General features: G+C 68.9%; 16 protein-coding genes and 1 other RNA gene. 11 read left to right on the top strand and 6 right to left on the bottom strand.

Annotated features, from left to right (window positions below):
* Positions 1-59: 59 nt before the first annotated feature.
* Positions 60-453, top strand: an RNA gene (gene rnpB / locus HS045_RS29090) — RNase P RNA component class A.
* 30 nt (positions 454-483) lie between these two features.
* Here rnpB and HS045_RS29085 read toward each other — a convergent pair.
* Both HS045_RS29085 and HS045_RS29080 read right to left on the bottom strand, forming a co-directional pair.
* A complete protein-coding gene (locus tag HS045_RS29085) occupies positions 484-1,641 on the bottom strand; it encodes a site-specific integrase (protein ID WP_196454750.1) in 1,158 nt (385 codons plus the stop codon).
* Positions 1,642-1,643: 2 nt separating this feature from the next.
* Positions 1,644-2,309 carry a helix-turn-helix transcriptional regulator gene (locus HS045_RS29080; protein WP_196454748.1) on the bottom strand — a complete coding sequence of 222 codons (666 nt, stop codon included), beginning with the start codon at positions 2,307-2,309 and terminating at the stop codon, positions 1,644-1,646.
* Between the two features lie 125 nt (positions 2,310-2,434).
* Here HS045_RS29080 and HS045_RS29075 point away from each other — a divergent pair, with 125 nt between their 5' ends.
* The 9 genes from HS045_RS29075 (at position 2,435) to HS045_RS29035 (ending at position 11,786) form a co-directional block, all read left to right on the top strand.
* The gene (locus tag HS045_RS29075; protein WP_196454746.1) at positions 2,435-2,656 is read left to right on the top strand and encodes an AlpA family transcriptional regulator; all 222 of its coding nucleotides are present in this window, start codon (positions 2,435-2,437) and stop codon (positions 2,654-2,656) included.
* On the top strand, positions 2,656-3,018 hold the full coding sequence (locus HS045_RS29070) for a hypothetical protein (protein ID WP_196454745.1): 363 nt from the start codon (positions 2,656-2,658) through the stop codon (positions 3,016-3,018). Before HS045_RS29075 ends, HS045_RS29070 begins: the two co-directional genes overlap by 1 nt.
* Complete coding sequence (locus HS045_RS29065; RefSeq protein ID WP_307827782.1) at positions 3,015-5,648, top strand: hypothetical protein; 2,634 nt, start codon at positions 3,015-3,017, stop codon at positions 5,646-5,648. The genes HS045_RS29070 and HS045_RS29065 overlap by 4 nt, the downstream gene beginning before the upstream one ends.
* Positions 5,649-6,009: 361 nt before the next feature.
* Positions 6,010-6,393: a hypothetical protein gene (locus tag HS045_RS29060; RefSeq protein WP_196454743.1), complete on the top strand. Its 384-nt coding sequence runs from the start codon at positions 6,010-6,012 to the stop codon at positions 6,391-6,393.
* Positions 6,377-6,712: a hypothetical protein gene (locus HS045_RS29055; RefSeq protein WP_196454741.1), complete on the top strand. Its 336-nt coding sequence runs from the start codon at positions 6,377-6,379 to the stop codon at positions 6,710-6,712. The genes HS045_RS29060 and HS045_RS29055 overlap by 17 nt, the downstream gene beginning before the upstream one ends.
* A 348-nt stretch (positions 6,713-7,060) precedes the next feature.
* Complete coding sequence (locus HS045_RS29050; RefSeq protein ID WP_196454739.1) at positions 7,061-7,219, top strand: hypothetical protein; 159 nt, start codon at positions 7,061-7,063, stop codon at positions 7,217-7,219.
* The gene (locus HS045_RS29045; RefSeq protein WP_196454737.1) at positions 7,216-7,938 is read left to right on the top strand and encodes a hypothetical protein; all 723 of its coding nucleotides are present in this window, start codon (positions 7,216-7,218) and stop codon (positions 7,936-7,938) included. The genes HS045_RS29050 and HS045_RS29045 overlap by 4 nt, the downstream gene beginning before the upstream one ends.
* Positions 7,922-8,206, top strand: coding sequence for a hypothetical protein (locus HS045_RS29040; RefSeq protein ID WP_196454735.1), 285 nt, complete (start codon positions 7,922-7,924; stop codon positions 8,204-8,206). Before HS045_RS29045 ends, HS045_RS29040 begins: the two co-directional genes overlap by 17 nt.
* On the top strand, positions 8,199-11,786 hold the full coding sequence (locus HS045_RS29035) for a hypothetical protein (RefSeq protein ID WP_196454734.1): 3,588 nt from the start codon (positions 8,199-8,201) through the stop codon (positions 11,784-11,786). The genes HS045_RS29040 and HS045_RS29035 overlap by 8 nt, the downstream gene beginning before the upstream one ends.
* Before the next feature lie 99 nt (positions 11,787-11,885).
* On the opposite strand, the gene HS045_RS29030 is transcribed toward HS045_RS29035, so the two are convergent.
* Positions 11,886-12,125: a hypothetical protein gene (locus HS045_RS29030; protein WP_196454732.1), complete on the bottom strand. Its 240-nt coding sequence runs from the start codon at positions 12,123-12,125 to the stop codon at positions 11,886-11,888.
* Positions 12,126-12,218: 93 nt separating this feature from the next.
* On the opposite strand from HS045_RS29030, the gene HS045_RS29025 reads away from it, so the two are divergent.
* Complete coding sequence (locus tag HS045_RS29025; RefSeq protein WP_196454730.1) at positions 12,219-12,479, top strand: winged helix-turn-helix domain-containing protein; 261 nt, start codon at positions 12,219-12,221, stop codon at positions 12,477-12,479.
* A gap of 561 nt (positions 12,480-13,040) precedes the next feature.
* Here HS045_RS29025 and HS045_RS29020 read toward each other — a convergent pair.
* The 3 genes from HS045_RS29020 to HS045_RS29010 are packed head-to-tail and all read right to left on the bottom strand — an operon-like array spanning position 13,041 to position 16,128.
* Positions 13,041-14,858, bottom strand: coding sequence for an FtsK/SpoIIIE domain-containing protein (locus HS045_RS29020; RefSeq protein WP_196454728.1), 1,818 nt, complete (start codon positions 14,856-14,858; stop codon positions 13,041-13,043).
* Positions 14,855-15,823 (bottom strand): DUF2637 domain-containing protein, encoded by a 969-nt coding sequence (locus tag HS045_RS29015; protein ID WP_307827780.1) that lies wholly within the window; start codon positions 15,821-15,823, stop codon positions 14,855-14,857. The genes HS045_RS29020 and HS045_RS29015 overlap by 4 nt, the downstream gene beginning before the upstream one ends.
* Positions 15,820-16,128, bottom strand: a complete 309-nt coding sequence (locus HS045_RS29010) for a hypothetical protein (RefSeq protein WP_196454726.1) — start codon at positions 16,126-16,128, stop codon at positions 15,820-15,822. The genes HS045_RS29015 and HS045_RS29010 overlap by 4 nt, the downstream gene beginning before the upstream one ends.
* Positions 16,129-16,146: the final 18 nt, after the last annotated feature.

Here is a 16,146-nt window from a genome sequence, read left to right as displayed (position 1 = left end):
GCGGACGGCGGCCCGGCCGCAGTTCGCCCGGGAGCCGATAGGCTAGGCGGCACGGCGGACGAGCCGGCCGGGCGGCCGCGTCGGGTCCCTTGCGGGCCCGCCGAGGAAGGTCCGGGCTCCACAGGGCAGGGTGGTCGGTAACGCCGACCCGGGGTGACCCGCGGGACAGTGCCACAGAGAACAGACCGCCCCTCGCACGAGGGGTAAGGGTGAAACGGTGGTGTAAGAGACCACCAGCGCCCACGGTGACGTGGGCGGCTCGGTAAACCCCACCCGGAGCAAGGTCAAGAAGGGACGCTCCGCGAGGAGCGTCCCGCGCGCGGCGTTCGAGGGCTGCCCGTCCGAGCCGCGCGGGTAGACCGCTCGAGGCCGGCGGCAACGCCGGCCCTAGATGGATGGTCGCCCCTTCACGCGAGTGAAGGACAGAACCCGGCCTACAGGCCGACTCGTCCGCCTTCACCCCTCTGACCTGGGGCGGAGGCATCATTTCGCCTCGCTGTTCCGCTCCTGTTCCGTGATAGCAGAAACGATCATGTTTTCGATGGCTCCGCGACCTAGATCCTCGTCGTCCGGGAACAGGTGCCCGTAGGTGTCCATCGTCTCCGAGATCGTCGCGTGACCGAGCCGCGACTGAATGACCTTCGGATTCAGGTTCGCCCGGATCAGGCCCGAGGCGTAGAAGTGCCGGAGGTCGTGAAACCGGGTGCCCTTCGGTAGTCCGGCCGCCTCGACGGCCTCACTCCAGCATGTCCAGAACGACGACCGCTGTACGGCACGGCCGCACCGGTTCGTCGTGATGAGCTGATGCGGTCCCGGGTCCCACTTCTGCATGTGCGCGGTGATCTCGGTCAGCACCAGGTCATCCGCGGGCAGGTTCCGCTTCGATGCCCGGGTCTTCAGCTCGACCAGTTCGCCGCCCTGGACCTGTCGGCGAACGTAGACCTTCCGGCGCAGGAAGTCGACGCGCGGCACGGTCAGACCGAGCGCCTCGCCCTCACGGAGACCGAGGCCGGCACCGAGCCATACCGCGAGCCTGTATCGGGGCGTGATCGCCTCGGCAAGAGCGAGCACCTGCCCGGCTGACAGCGGCTCGACCACCCGAGGTTCGGCACGGGGAAGAGGCACCCGGGAGCAGGGGTTCGCCGGGATCACGCTGTCATCCACCGCCGACTGCATGAGCGAGCGGAGTACCGCGTACACCGTGGCGACTGTGCTCGGTTTCAGGACTGCCGAGATCGCGGCGACGAACGCCTTCATGTCGCTGCGGGTCAGCGTGGCCATGCGTCGTTCACCGAGGCGCGGATAGATGTGCGTCCGGAGGTGCTGGCCGTACAGGTCGACGGAGTTGGAACGGAGGTGGACCTGAGAGGGGAACCACTTTTCCTCCCCGTACTCGCGTAACCGCTGCTGGCCCTGCTTCGGGTCGACGTACGTCCCGCGGTGCCGGTCGGCCTCCATCCGTACGCTGTGCCGCTCCGCGTCGGCCTTGCGCTCGAACGCCTTCGTTGCTTCCCTGCCGTCCGGGCCGGTCCAGCATGCAAGCCAGCGCTTCCCTCGGCCGTTCCGGGCGGTCGGTACCTTCTCCAGCTTGTCGTCCGCGTTCTTGACCGTCCTGAACCACAGGTCTTTCACCCGTGCCATGGCTATACCTCGCCGTCGTCGGGCTCGAAGATCTCGATGGAGTTCGGATACTTCAACATGTCAAGGTTGCGCATCAGCTCGACCCACTCGCGAGGCTTACCCGGCGGGTTCATGTCGCGCTCGACCATCTCGTTGAGAACCTCGGCTAGGCCGCGGAGCGCCTCGACGTGCTGCTCTTTCGCCGCCTGGATTCGTTCCGGGTTCTCGGTGTACTCGGCAGACCAGATTGCTTGCTGGGCCTTGTGTACGGCTTGAGCGGCGTCACGTTCCTGCTCGTACAGCAACACGTGCCTGGCGGCGTCGACCCATTCGTCATTGCGCTTAACGCGGCGGCTTGTAGTTACGGGCGCCCCGTCGCCGATCACCCACTGCCAGGCCAGCCAAGGATGCACTTCCGCGCTGGGCACGATGGCTACGTCCTCGCCACCGATCAGATCGAGGAACAGCAGTGGCGGCGGCACGGCGAGCGCATACGCCAACTGCAGCCACTCGTCAAGACTGACGCTTCGGTCGCCAGTCTCAATCTTGGAGATCGCTACCCGGGTGAGAGTGCCCCCGTCCTCCTTGATTCGGTCCGCTAGCTGCTGCTGGTTCAGGCGCCGGCGCTTCCGCCACACCGTCAACTGCTCTTGCAGCACCTGAGAAGGCCGCTTGACTATGTTCTCCATGTGCATCCCTTGATGTTCGATTTTCGAGAAATCATAGCAGGAAGTTGCGAGCGACCACTAACAACCGTATGATCTCGCCAAGTGTAGGCAATCCTTCTATCTGTGTAAGGAAAGCGAACATTCACATGGCAGTCAAGAACTCACCTTCCAGTGTGGACGCCAGCAAGCCTCTGACTCTCGAAGAGCTCGCGGCGAGGGAAGGCGTGTCGATCCAGACCGTCTACCACTGGAACAAGACTCGGACGGGACCGCGGTACTACAGGGCCGGGCGCCACTGCCGCTACAGGCTGGCCGACGTCATCGCGTGGGAGAACAGCCGCTACGCGGACTTGGACGGGGCGGCCTGATGAATCTCTCCAACAACGCCGAGAGGCCGAACCCTGGCAGGGGTTCGGCCTCCAAGTCGGCGCCCAACAACGCCAACAACGCTGGCATTCACTCTAGCTGCACCTCCGGCACCCGTCACCCCCTGGGGCAGACCGTTCTTCCCCTCCGTCACCCCGTCGCGTACGCGAGCCTCTACGCTCCGGCCGGCCGTCGGCGGTGCTGGTGGTTCGCGTACGTCTGCTGCCACTGCGGCTTCGGCCACTTCGGCAGGGTCCGCGACGAGAACACCGTCGAGGGTGTCCGCCGCTCCGGCTGCGGCCGTCTCGTCTGGATCATCGTGGCCCGCACCTACCGCGGCGCACAGTCGGAGGTGGCCGCGTGAGGGGCGACGGGCTCGCGCGGGTCCTGGCCGCGCTCACCGAGCACGGCAAGACCGTGATCTCTCGCAACGGTGACTACTCCGCCCAGTGCCCTGCCCATGACGACCGTACGCCGAGCCTGTCTCTCGGCCAGGGCGAGAAGGGCGCCGTGGTCAACTGCCAGGTTGGTTGCGACACCCGCGACGTCGTGGCCGAACTCGGCCTTACCCTCAAGGACCTGTTCGACGTGCCCCAGCAGCGCGACGCCAACCCCAGCCGGGTCGTGGCCGAGTACGAGTACACCGACGAGCGTGGCGCTGTCCTGTTCGTGAAACAGCGCATCGAGCCGGGCAAGGACGGCCGACGTAAAGACTTCACGATCTACCGCCCTCTTCCCGGCGGGCAGCGTGCATGGGGTCTGAAGGGCGTCGACCAGCGTCCGCTCTACCGCCTGCCGCGCGTCATCGAGGCCATCGCCAGCGGGACCACGGTCTACGTGGTCGAGGGAGAGAAGGACGTCGCCGCCGCGGAGAAGGCCGGAGCGGTCGCTACGTGCAACTTCGACGGTGCCGCCAAGCCCGGCCATCGCACCAAGTGGAAGTCCGAGTATGGCAATCAGCTCGTTGACGCCCATGTGGTGATCGTCGCCGACAACGACGATTCCGGGCGCGCCCACGCTGCTGCGGTCGCCGAGGACCTGGCCGGCAAGGCTGCCAGCGTGCGCGTCGTGCGCGGCAGAGTCGACACCGAGGCCGCGGACCTGTCTGACCACCTGGCCGCTGGGTACGGGCTGGATGACCTCGCGCCGCTCGACAGCGGCGCACCACCCATGGCCGCCACGACCGAGGAAGACAGCGCAGGTAAGGGCGAGAGAGGTCCCTCACAGGCGTCTCAACTGGTCAAGCTCGCCAGGGAGCGGTTCGAGCTGTTCATGAGCGAGGACGGCCGTCCGTACGCCCGGAAGATCGACGGCCCGAACATCGCCCTGCCGCTGCGGGGGAAGGCCGGGCTGCGCTCCCAGCTCGCCCGCATCTTCACCGACGAGACGGGCGGCAATGTCCCGTCTCAGTCTGCGCTCGCCGACTGCATGACCGTCCTCGAAGGCATCGCCGGGTCGGCTGAGCCGCGCGTCCCTCACGTGCGGGTCGCCCGCCATGAGGGGCGCATCGTGGTGGACCTCGGCACGGCGGACGGTGCGTGCGTCATCATCGGCCCGGACGGGTGGGAGCGGGCATCCCGGTCCCCGGTGCTGTTCCGCCGCTCCGGGGCAATGAAGCCTCTCCCCGTCCCGGTGCGCGACGGCGACGGCCTGGCCAAGCTGCACGGCATGCTCAACACCAGCACCGAAGGTTTCCGGCTGCTGGCGGCGTGGCTGATCGCCGCGTTCATCCCTGATCTGCCGCACCCCATCCTGACCTTCCGCGGGGAGCAGGGCACCGGCAAGAGCAAGGCCGCGCAGATGGTCATCGGGATCATCGACCCGTCCGGAGCGCCGAAGCGCACCGCACCCCGGGATCTCAAGTCCTGGGCTGTGCAGGCGTTCAACTCGTGGGGGCTGTGCCTGGACAACGTCTCGACCATCGCCGATTGGCTCTCGGACGCGTTGTGCCGCGCGGTGACTGGTGACGGCGTAGTCGACCGGGCTCTCTATAGCGATGACGACGTGGTCGTTCTGGAGTTCCGCCGTGTCCTGGCCATGACCACCATTGACGCCGGGGCGCTGGCCGGCGACCTCGCCGAGCGGCTGCTGATGATCGAGCTCAACCTGATCCCCGACAGCAAGCGCCGTGAAGAGGCCGAGCTGGATGCGGCCTACCGGGACGCACACGCATCCATCCTTGCGTCCCTGTTCGACCTTCTCGCCGAGGTGCTCAAGGCGCTGCCCGAGGTCACCATGACCGAGCGTCCCCGCATGGCGGACTTCGCTCGCATCCTCGCCGCGGTCGACAAGGTCAACGGCTGGGAGACGTTCGCCTCCTACACCGCCAGCGCCCGTAACGCGGTCGCCGACGTGCTGGACGGAGAGCCTTTCGCTCAGGCCGTCGTCGCCCTGGTCGACGCGTCCGGAGCCGATGGGCTGGAGCTGACCGCTCAGGAGATCCTCGACAAGGTGGCCACGCCCGACCGCCTGCCGCGCAAGTGGCCGAAGGACAGCACCCGGGCCGCCGGTCAGCTCAAGCGCCTTGCCCCGGCTCTGCGGACCATCGGCATCGAGGTGGACGACAGCAGACGCCAGACGACGGGTAACCGGTCCCGCCTCTACAAGCTGACGACATCAGAGAGTAGGCGCAACGCAGCACCCGCAGCGCCCACAGCACCCGCAACCAGTGCTGACCAGCAGGAACACGCGGGTGCTGGCGAGAACGACAGCACCCGTTCGGGATTTCGCAGCGCCCGCACCGCCTCAGCCGCGGGTGCTGCGGGTGCTGGTGCGGGTGCTGGAGAATCCACAGCACCCGCACACGACACCACGCCTGACCAGGGGAAAGACACCTCTCCGGGCGCTCCGGGCGCTCCGGGTGCTGGAATGCGCCTTCTCTCTAAGGACGCCAACCTGACGGGGCCGTGCATCCGCTGTCACCAGCCGTGCCAGCGCTACGGAGATGGCGGGAACGCGCTGTGCTCCACCTGTCGGCAGGCGAGCGCGGCATGACCTCGACTCCGGCCGGTCACGTCGGGAGCGTGACCGGCCACCACAGACCAGGCCATGACACAGGCATAGGACACGCCACGTCATGACTGACCAGTGCGTCAAGCGCACCGCCCGCAACGGGCGGACGTATGGCCGCGAGGGGAGACGCTCCCGTTGCACCCCGAAGACCGACCAGCGCACCGAGGCGACACCCGTCCACGCGGCGGGTGTCGCCTCACCCCCACCACGCAACGTCACCACCACCCCGGGGGATGACCCCCTCCAGAGACCCAATAGAGGACCGCGGGGGAGGGCTCTGCCAGGTGACGCATTGCTCGGGCCTCGTTTTTCGCCCGGTTCTGTAACTGAAAGTGAGGTGGACATGCAGGAGATTCCGGAGGACCTCGGCGACGCGGGACGCGTGCTGTGGTCGTCGGTGACGGAGGACTTCGACCTGGGGCACGCGGAGTTGCCGCTGCTGGTCGAGGCGTGCCGTACCGCGGATGAGCTGGTGATGATGCGGCGGACGCTCGCTGCGGAGGAGTCGACGGTGATCGGGTCGACGGGTCAGCCGAAGGCGCACCCGCTGTACGCGGAGTTGCGTGCTCACCGTTTGCTGCTGGGCAAGCTGCTCGACTCACTCGCGCTGCCGGTGGAGGACCAGGAGAAGGGGCTGACGCCGAACCAGGAGCGAGCGCAGAAGGCCGCGAACGTGCGGTGGGCGATGGAGCGAGAGAAGTGGGGGCGTCGTGGCAACGCGTCGTAAGCCTGCAGCGCCGGAGGGCGCGCCGGCGGATGCCCCGCCGACGTGGCTGTTCCGTTTCCGCTATGCGGAGTGGGAGGACGGGTATTCGCCGGAGAATCCGAATCTGGCGCACTGGGGTAAGCCGCTGCATGAGGTCGGGTTCACGGTCGGGCAGTACCAGCGGGCGAAGCGCCGGTATGAGGCGGCGGCGGAGGCGTGGCTGGCGGAGCGTGGCCTGTACGCGCGTGGGCTGCGGGAGCCGAGGGAGTGGCAGGAGTTTCAGCGGATGCGCCGCGAGGAGCCGTGGAAGGTCTTTGAGCACCCCGGGGAGATGTCGTGATCCCGCCTCCGCCGGGTCTGCTCACGTGGATGCTGGCGCATCTGCGGGAGGACGTGGAGCGTGGCCGCCCTCGGCCGGAGGGCATCGCCGAGTGGCTCCGGGATGTGCTTGCCGATACGTCCGATTCGGTTGCCGGTAATGGCGGGTTCCGGGTGTCCGAAGAGACCCTAGTGGTGAGTGACAGGCATGCACTCCTCACACAGGCGGCGCAACGTCTGGGATTGAGCACCCGGACGTTGCGTCACCTGGCCGAAACCGGCCGGGTACGCGCCTGGCAGGCGGGGCCTGGCTGTCGCTGGCGGGTCGATCTCGACTCCGCCGAGGACTACGTGAGGGCCAGGAGAACCGATGCCGAGACCGGACCTGTGGGCGGCGCTGGAAGCGCGCCGACAGAAGCAGGAGCAGGAGACGCAGGACCGCGAGCCGCAGCCGCTTGAGACGGCTCTCGCGGAGCAGGGGCGCGTTCTGCGGGAGTACCGCGAGGGCAACGACAAGGGGGCGGCGTGAACGAGCATCAGGACATCGTCAGGCAGGCGGAGGCCGACGCGCGGCAGGCGCGGGAGCTCGCCGACGCCATCGCCGAAAGGGTCACGGCGGGCGACGCCACGGTGACGCCGCAGGAGCTCGCCGAGGCGCGGTCCCTGGCGGAGTTCGCGGCCCTGCGGGTCGAGGCGGCCCGGCGCCAGGCCGAGGCGGCGCACCTGGCCGACATCGACGCCCGCGGGAAGGCTCTGGCCGCGGAGGTCGCCCGCCTGGTCGACACCGACGAATCCGAGATCGCTGTCCTGTTCCGGAAGGCGGTCGAGGCGGTCGAGGCGCTCGTGCAGGCGGGGGAGGATCGCCGGCGGCAGGTGCGGACGGCCGCCGACCTGATCGGCGTCCTGTCGGCGGACCTGAAGGCGGCCGGTGTCGAGGGCGGCACCCGCGCCCGGTTCGGTCTGACCGGAGACGCGAACACGGTGACGATGTTCGGCGAGACGGTCAAGCGGGCCCGGTCGGTGCCGGGGCGGGATCTGGTGTCCGCGGCGGTGGGCATGGCCGTGGACAAGTACACCGTGGGCGAGGTTCTGCGGAGCCCTCGCGTGGCCCGTCACGTGATGGGGATGCTGCCGGTCGTGGCCGAGGACTGGCGGGTGTCCCGTGAGGATCTGCCCGGTCTGGGTGAGCACGCCCGGTGGCGGGCGCATGAGTTCGGGTTGGTGGCCGGTCGTGACGACGCAGCCTGAGCAGGAGTTCCCGGCGACGTCCGCGGCGTGGCTGCGGATGGCGGCGGCGTTCGCCCATCTGGACGATGAGGGCCTCGGCATGGTCCACGAGCTGGCGCGTTGGTCGCGGGCGAATCTGCCGCCGGCGCTCGTCGCCCTGGTCGACGTCCTCGACGCGGCCCGGGGCCTGTCGCTGGCGATGCTCGCCGACCGGCACGGGAGCACGGTCGAGAAACTCAGCCGGGAGATCGAGCTCACTCTAACCGAAGGAGGCGGGTCGGATGGCTGACCGCAGCGTGAGTATCCGCCTGCGGGCGGACGTGAAGGGCTTCCAAGCGGGCCTGGGTAAGGCCAAGCGGGACACCGCGGATCTCGGCCGGCAGATGACCGAGACGGGCGAGTCGGCGCGGCGGATGCGTAAGCGACTCGAAGACGCCACCAAGGCTCTCCCGAAGATTGAGATCGACGCGGACAGTACTCCGGCTGAACTGAAGTTCGCGCAGGTCCGCGCGGAGATGGAGAAGCTCTCCGAGAAGCGGATCGGCATCGACGTCGACGCCGACGTGGCCCGTGCTCAGATCGCGGAGATTGAGCGTGAGCTGGAGATGCTGCAGCGCGCCGAGGTGGACGTCATCGTCCGCGCGGACATCGGCATCGCGCTCGCTGAACTGCGGGCCGTCTCCGCGGAGGCCGATCTCCTTGACGGCAAGACCGTCACGGTTCGCGCCAAGGCGGACGTCGGCGATGCCCTCGGCGGTCTGGCGATGCTGTCCGGGGCGATGGCGGCAACCGCAGCGATCCCGGTCGGTGCGGTGCTGGGCAGTAGCCTTGCCGCACTGGCGGGCCCTCTGGGGGCGGCCGGGCTGGGCTTCACCGCGTTCGCTGCGGTCGCGGTCCCGGCGGTCAACCGCGTCAACGAGGCCATCGACAAGGGCAAGATTGACGAGTTGACGAAAGCGGAGCAGGAGCTCGCCAAGGAGTTCGTCGCGTTCGGCGACGCCTACAACGACTGGCAGGCCGACGTGTCGCCGCGCGTGTGGCCGATCATCACCGATGGCCTGAAGCTCACCAAGCAGCTTCTCCCGCAACTCAACCCGCTGATCGAGGCCAGCTCTGGCGCGCTCGGCAACCTGGAGAAGCGCGGACAGGCGGCGCTCGCCGGCCCACACTGGAAGGAGTTCCTCGACACCACGACGAAGCACGCGCCGCGGGCAATCGAAGGTCTGGGGACGAGCTTCTCCAACGTGTTCGGTGGTATCGGCGGCATCCTGCAGGCGCTCATGCCGCACACGGACGCGCTGATGGATGGCCTGGAGCGGGTCACGCAGAAGTGGGAGGATTTCGGCCGCGGCCTGAAGACCGACCAGGACTTCCAGGACTTCGTTCTCTTCGTGAAGGCCGAGGCGCCTCAGGTCTGGGCGCTGATCAAGAACATCGCGGGGGCGGGCGTCGATCTCGTTGCCGCTCTCGCCCCGCTCGGCGCCGTATCGCTGGGCGGTCTGTCGCTGCTCGCTGACCTCGTCTCCGGTATGGACCCCGGACATATCCAGGCCATTGCTGTAGCGATCGGCGCGGTCTATCTGGCGGTCAAGTCCGGGCAGGCCATCAATGGCGCCGCGGATGCATTCGGCCGGCTGCGGGACCGCATGAACGACGTCAACTCCGCCGTGGGGAGCGGACGCTCCGGCATCGGCGGCAAGATCGCCGGTCTGGCGGGGATGCTGGGGGCGGGTGGACCCTTCGGCCTGGCGGTCGGCGCGGGCGCCCTGGTCCTCGGAGAGTTCGCCCTGGCCAACGAGAAGGCCGCAGGTGAGGTACGGTCCCTCGCCGCGGCCCTGGGTGAGTCGCAGGGCGCGATGAACGAGCAGTTCAAGCAGCAGATCGGGCAAGGCCTCATCGACTCCGGTGCGGCGGATGCCGCACGCAAGCTCGGCATCGAGCTGGAGACGCTGCGGGGTGCGGCGCTTGGCAACGCCCGTGACATCGCCACCGTGAAGGCCAAGACCGACGAGTACAGCCTCTCCCTCGATGGGGCGGTGCCGAAGGCGGGCGCGTTCGCCTACGGCCAGCAGTCGATGAACAAGGAGATCTATGCGGTTCTGCAGGCGATCGACGGCAGCAACGAGAAGATCGCCAGCGCCCGCGAGGAGTACGCCCAAACAACCTTGGTGAACGCTGGACTGCGGGACGCGTACGCGGCGGTCAAGGTCGCTGTGGACGCCGCGGGCGGGTCGATGGAGACCAGCAAGGGGCAGACGCTCGCGCAGCGCGACGCCGCAGAGCAGGCCCGGCAGAAGTTCTCCGAGCTCGCCACGAAGGTCGCCGAGACCTCCAACGCTCAGGGCATCCTCGCCGGGGACACGAACGTTGCGCGGAACGCGTTCCTCCAGCAGATCCCGGCTCTGATGAACCTTGCCGGGGCGAACAAGGGCGCCCGTGATGAGGTGTACAAGCTCGCGTCGAACTTCGGGATCAACCGGGCGCAGGCCGACAAGGCAGCGAAGGGCATCAACGATGTTCAGTCGGCGGCGAACAAGCTGAAGTCGCCGCCCCCCATCAAGATCACGGCGGACACGAGTCCGGCGATGAATGCCGTGCACGCGTTCATTCGGAGCCTGCTCGGCGTGAAGGCGCCGGCGATCCCTATAGGCATCGCAGCGCCGAAGGCTTACGGCGGCATCTTCAACCCGTCCGGTACGCAGCTCATGGCGCAGGGCGGTATCCGGGATCTGGGGCCGAATCCGCGGCCGATGATCGCCCGGTCGGCGTATCGCATCAGCGGGCGCAACGGCCCGGACGTGATCTTCGGTGAGGCGGGGCTTGAGGCGTATATCCCGCTGTCAGATGCGAAGCGGGGCCGTGGCCTGCACATTCTGCAGGAGTCCGCGCGGATCTTGGGCATGGCCGTCGTACCGGAGAAGATGGCGATCAACGGGCCCGCGTCGACGGGTGGCGGTGGTATCCCGATGGGCGGGGCGGCTCCGGGGTCGGCGATGGTCACCCTCACCGGGATCGACTCGCTGCGCTCCGCGCTGGACACGACCGCGGTCAACGTCACCACGTCTCTCGGGACGGCGACGACCATGCTGGACACCACCATGGGCAACGCCGGGTCGCTCACGTCCGCTCTCGGGGAGGTCGGCACCACGGCGGGCGGGCTCACCGCGGAGGTAGGCGGTCTGGCCGGGCAGATCGACGGGTTCGCGGGCGGGGTTGACGGGTTCGCCGGCGAGGTCGGCGGGTTCGCCGACACGATGGGGGCCGAGATCCCGCCGCTGACGGAGTCGATCGACACGCTCGCCTCGGCGGTCTCCTCGGCGAAAGCCGCGGCCGACGGGAAGGGTGACGAGCGGAACCCGCGGGCCGGCAAGAGTGGCGACGGCAGCTTCAAATCGGCGTCCTTGTCGAGGTCGACGAAGCCGCTCAACGGCAAGGCCGCGCCCGGCAAGGGCGACGAGCGGAACCCGCGGGCCGGGTCATCGTCGGGCGGGAGAGTTGCCTCAGCGTCGCTGACGAAGGGTACGCAGCCGCTCGCTTCTGCGAGCTTGTCGAGGTCCACGAGGCCCCTGACTCAGCCGAAAACCATGATCGCTGGTCATGTCGGTACAGGGTCGGCCGGTGTCGCGTTCAGTGGCGGGTCGGGCGGCACGAACTGGTCGAAGACCAGCAGGCCGGTGCAGGGTGTCTCGTCCGGCTCGTCCAGCGCGGGCGGATCGAGCGCCGGCGGCGGTCTCACTATGGGCGGGTCGACGCCGCTCGCTGGGACCGGTGGTCTGGTGCAGGTGCAGACCCTCGCGGTGACCGAGAAGGCTGACGTGGACGCGGTTGCCGCGGCCCTGTACTCGCGGCTCGGCTCGAAGGGCCGGTGAATGACGGTGCCCCGGGCTGCTCCCTCCGCGGATGCGGCAGCCCGGGGCACCAGGCCGGCCGGTCCCCGGTGACGCGGGGAGTGTGCTCCGGCCGGAGCTTTACGGCGTGTGCAGGTTCGTCGGGCTCTTGCGGCACCAGTACGAGGTCCCGCGGGCGACCCACTGGCCGCCTGTCTCGGCGGAGGTCTGCCGGAGCTTCTGCTCGCAGTGCTTGCACCGTCTGGGCTCTGGCTCCGGCTCTCCGCCTTCGTACGGGCTGGTGTAGGCGAGGTCGCTGATGCTCTTGATGTACTGCTCAAACGAGCCCTGCGGGGGGAGCGCGTAGTCGTTCGCGGCCATGCCGCCAACATATGACGCGGTATAGAGCGGTGTACAGCGGTAGGCCGCTACCTACCCGTATGGGCAGCGGAGTGCCTCCCTACGGTGAGTTGTATGGCAGACGCACCTGTTGTCCCACCGTTCGAGCCCGGTCCCGCCGAGTACGTCTACGCTGCGGTGGCGGACCACGTCGCCGCGAGGATCGACGCCGGCGAACTCCGCCCTGGCGCCCGTCTGCCCGGGGAACGGGCGCTCGCCGAGGAGTACGGAGTCGCTCTCGGTACCGTACGGCGGGCGGTTGAGGAACTCCGGGAACGAGAGCTGGTCGTGACGCTGCCGGCCAAGGGGACGTTCGTCCGGAAGGTCGAGGACTGACGCCCAGAGTTCTTGTCGGAGCTGGCAAAAAGCCTGGTCACAGCTTTTTCCCGGATCTGGGAAAAAGGGCATTTGCGCCCTTCGCGGGGGACGGCGTGTCCCCCGCGGCGGTTGCGGCGGACAGCATGTCCGGCGCAAACCGAAGGGTGTCGACACCGCCGACACCCTTCGGGGGGGTTCACAGTATGAAGACCCTTCAAGGGATACGCGGGGAACGCGTACCCCTTGGGTGCCTTACCGGCGGAGCTCGCCCTTGCCTCCGCAGCGTCGGCAGACGCCGTACGCCTCCCGGTTCCATCCGGAGGTCTTCCGGCCGGTGCCGCGACAGGGCCGGCAGCGCTTGAGCGGGTGTCGGCGCCGGTCCCACATCACGTACACGGCGAGCGCAGTCAGTGCGACGAGTAGCAGTTCCATGAGGGGTGCTCCTTCCTGGCCTACAGGCCCGGGAGAGGGGTAAAAGAGGGGATGCCCGGGAGGGTCTACCGGGTCGACCTCCCAGCTCAGGGGCGGTAGACCGGCGGTAGACCCTGTTTCGGCGGTAGGGCCTCGGTAGACCCGGGGTCAGGCGGGGGTGAAGACCGCTTCCAGGTCCGCGCGGCGGTACCCGTTGCGGTTCCGGCCGTCGATCTTCACGTCTCCGGGCGTGATCCCGTACGGCTTGAGCACCTCGGCGAGGCGGGCCGCGGTCCATCCGTCGCCGAGGGCCTCGACCAGGTCGACGGTGTGGAGCCGGTCGGCCTCGCCGAACGCGGTCAGCACCAGCTCGACCGGGTCCGCCTCCGGCTCCGCCGAGGCCGCCGCGGTGGGCAGGGTGCCGGCCGCGGCCCGAAGCGCGTAGGCCGCCTCGGCGACCTCCTGCAGGTCCGTCCCAGCGTCATCGAGAAAGTACGACCGCACCTTCACGGGGTCGCTGCCGTCCGCGTCGAGGATGCCGACGCCCCGGTGGCTCCGCGGGATCTCGCTCGCGTTGTAGCCCGCGCCGGCGGCGCCCTGGCCCAACACGGCGTTGGACGCCGTCGTGTCCGGGCAGCGCATCGCCCACCGCAGGGAGCAGACGCCCTTGAGGGGGCCGGGGATCGCGTCCGTGGTCATGCGCTGGGTGGCGAGCACCAGCAGGACACCGGCGGCCGGGCCGCGGGACGCGATGTCCACCATGGCCTCGACGATCTCGTCTCCCCACGGCGAGGACACGTAATATCTTGTTTCGTCCACGATGGTCAGTTCGACGTCGATGCCGAGCTTGCGGCAGAGCTCGGGCGTCAGCTTCGTGCTGCCGCCGTTCTCGTCCAGCAGATCGAACACGCGCTCCATCTGGGCCTGCATCTGATGCAGGTGCGCGAGCAGCCCCTTGGCGTTGCGCTTCTCCGCGGTGTGGGCGATCTTCCGCCATGGACGGTGATCGCCGGCGCCCTTACCGTCCCAGAGATGGATTCGAGGGGTGACCGCCAGGGCGGCCGTGCCGATGATGCCGTTCACTGCGGCGGACTTGCCTGCCCGCGGTTCGCCGGCGACCAACAGGGACGCGTCGACCAGGCGGAGCCGCTCCTCCCTGCCACGCCCGTTGATTCCAGCAGGGACGCCCCGCCAGAAGTCGACGGGCTCGGTACGGCCGAGCAGCGGCGACCGGTACACCTTCAGGAACGGGTCGCTCTTGGCTACGAAGATGACCAGTTGCCCGGCGTGCTCAGGTACGAGTTCGAAGACGACTTGGCTCTCCCCGACGCCGAGCGCGGACGCGAAGTCCCCTTCGAGGCCGAGACACTTCCGCGCCTTCTGGCCGGGCGGGAGCTGCAGCACGGTCGACCATCCGCCGGCCTCGGTGAGGACCGGCGCCGCGAGCTTCATGCCGTCGGCGCGTCCCAGCTTCGCGTCGATCGCCGCCTTGACGACGAGGTTCTCCGCCGGCGTCCGCCCCTTGCCCATGCCGGGCAGCTTGAACGGCGTCGGCCGGTCCTTGATGCGCTTGCCGACCTCGACCGCGCTGCCGGACGCGACGACCGCACCCGCGGCCAGCAGAGCCGCGGACCCGCCGACCGTGTAGGCGGAGACCGCCGAGGAGACGACGTAGCCGGTGCCGACGAGCCACGCGGTGCGGCGCCGGCGGGTACGGACTCGCTCCACGAACTTGTAGTCGTCGGCTCCCCGGTAGTCCGCGGCGGTCACCCAGCGCCAGTAGGCGCGGCCGAGTCGAGCCGTTCCGCTGAAGGGAACGGTTGCGGCCCGGTAGGTGAAGCGGACCGTGCGGCGCCCGTACTGGCCCTGACGCACCGCGCGCACGATCCGGCGGACCGGTACCCGGGTACGGCGGGGACGCGTCCAGAACTCGCGGGGCGTCTCCGGTCGGACGAACACCTCGGGCGTCTCGTGAACGGCGGTCATGCGGTCACCCCCGCGAGGTACGCCTGTACCTGCTTGGCCTTCGGCTGCCCGATCCGGAGCGTGGTCTTGATCTGCCGCAGACTCGGTACCGTGCCCGCGGCGACGTCGTCGGCGAACACGCGGGCCGCGTCCAGGTGCAGCGCGGGAACCTCAGGTACAGGGTCGGGTACGGGGGTGATGTCCTCGATGGGCAGCGTCTCTCTCACCTCGAAACGGCGTGGTCCGCCGTTCTCGGCGAGTACCGCGTGAGGCCGGATGAGCTGCCCGGGTACAGGACCGGGTACGGGGTCAGGCGCGAACCCTCCGAGAGGTGCAGGCGGGGGTAGAAGGTCGTGGACGCGTCGGCGGAACGCGGCCAGGTCGGCGACCGCGCGTTCTGCGGCGGGGTCCGGCTCAGGTTCGGCGGGTACGGCGACCGGCTCCGCCGGGGTGATCTCGGCGGGAGCCGTACCCGGCTCCGTGCCCTCGGTGATCCCGGCGGAGTCGACGGTGTCACCCGTGACACTCTCCGCGGGTACGGCTACCGCCTCGGCAACCCCTCGCGTAACGCGAGTGGTTGAGGCGTCCTCGGCAACCATGGGGCTGACGCCCACGGTTGCCCCGCGACGGATCAGCCCCATCAACAGCTCGTACGAGAGCACCAGGGCGACGGCCGGCCACGCGGCGACGATCGCCCCGACCGGCCCGTGCGCCCACCCGTGGGCGACGTTCGCGGCGAGCGTGGCGAGGATGCCGAGGCCGAGCGTCCAGCGGGCGAGCGGCGGAACCGGGAGCCCGCGGCGCGCACAGTCGAGCATCACCATCGAGGACGCGAAGATCGCGCCGTCGATCGTGAGCGGCACCAAGTAGGCGGTGAACCCCGCCTCCCCGTACGCGGTCACCACCTCGAACGCGTGCCGGTACGAGACAACCGCGGCGACCGCGGCCAGCAGGACGACCACAGCGGTCGTGACAGCCCGGATCACGCCTCCTCCTTCTTCGGGGCGACCTCGTACGCGGGCTCTCCGGTCAGGTAGTACGGCAGGCGCAAAGCAGAGGCGATGTCCTGGATCAGACGGAAGTCGATCGCGAGGAGGAAGTTCGCCAGGTCCCACGCGAGGGCCGGCGGGATCTCCATCTCGCTGTTGCGGCCGTCGACACGGAAGCGGATACGGGCCGCGGGCTCCTGCAGGACGCCGTTGTGGATGGGCTGGAGGATCTCCACCTGAGCCGTCTCGCCGATGGTGGCGAGGACGGCGAAGTGGCCGCCGCGGTGCTTGCTGTGATCCAAGCGGCACCATGGCGGGCA

This window comes from Planomonospora sp. ID82291 (assembly GCF_015711645.1).
Lineage (GTDB): Bacteria > Actinomycetota > Actinomycetes > Streptosporangiales > Streptosporangiaceae > Planomonospora.
The sequence above is the reverse complement of the archived record's forward strand: the minus strand, read 5'-3'. Positions and strand labels throughout refer to the sequence as shown.

Coding starts and splice junctions, on each gene's coding strand:
- HS045_RS29030 (WP_196454732.1), bottom strand. CDS start 12,125: ATGGCCGCGAACGACTACGCGCTCCCCCCGCAGGGCTCGTTTGAGCAG.
- HS045_RS29060 (WP_196454743.1), top strand. CDS start 6,010: ATGCAGGAGATTCCGGAGGACCTCGGCGACGCGGGACGCGTGCTGTGG.
- HS045_RS29025 (WP_196454730.1), top strand. CDS start 12,219: ATGGCAGACGCACCTGTTGTCCCACCGTTCGAGCCCGGTCCCGCCGAG.
- HS045_RS29085 (WP_196454750.1), bottom strand. CDS start 1,641: ATGGCACGGGTGAAAGACCTGTGGTTCAGGACGGTCAAGAACGCGGAC.
- HS045_RS29070 (WP_196454745.1), top strand. CDS start 2,656: ATGAATCTCTCCAACAACGCCGAGAGGCCGAACCCTGGCAGGGGTTCG.
- HS045_RS29035 (WP_196454734.1), top strand. CDS start 8,199: ATGGCTGACCGCAGCGTGAGTATCCGCCTGCGGGCGGACGTGAAGGGC.
- HS045_RS29050 (WP_196454739.1), top strand. CDS start 7,061: ATGCCGAGACCGGACCTGTGGGCGGCGCTGGAAGCGCGCCGACAGAAG.
- HS045_RS29075 (WP_196454746.1), top strand. CDS start 2,435: ATGGCAGTCAAGAACTCACCTTCCAGTGTGGACGCCAGCAAGCCTCTG.
- HS045_RS29080 (WP_196454748.1), bottom strand. CDS start 2,309: ATGGAGAACATAGTCAAGCGGCCTTCTCAGGTGCTGCAAGAGCAGTTG.
- HS045_RS29020 (WP_196454728.1), bottom strand. CDS start 14,858: ATGACCGCCGTTCACGAGACGCCCGAGGTGTTCGTCCGACCGGAGACG.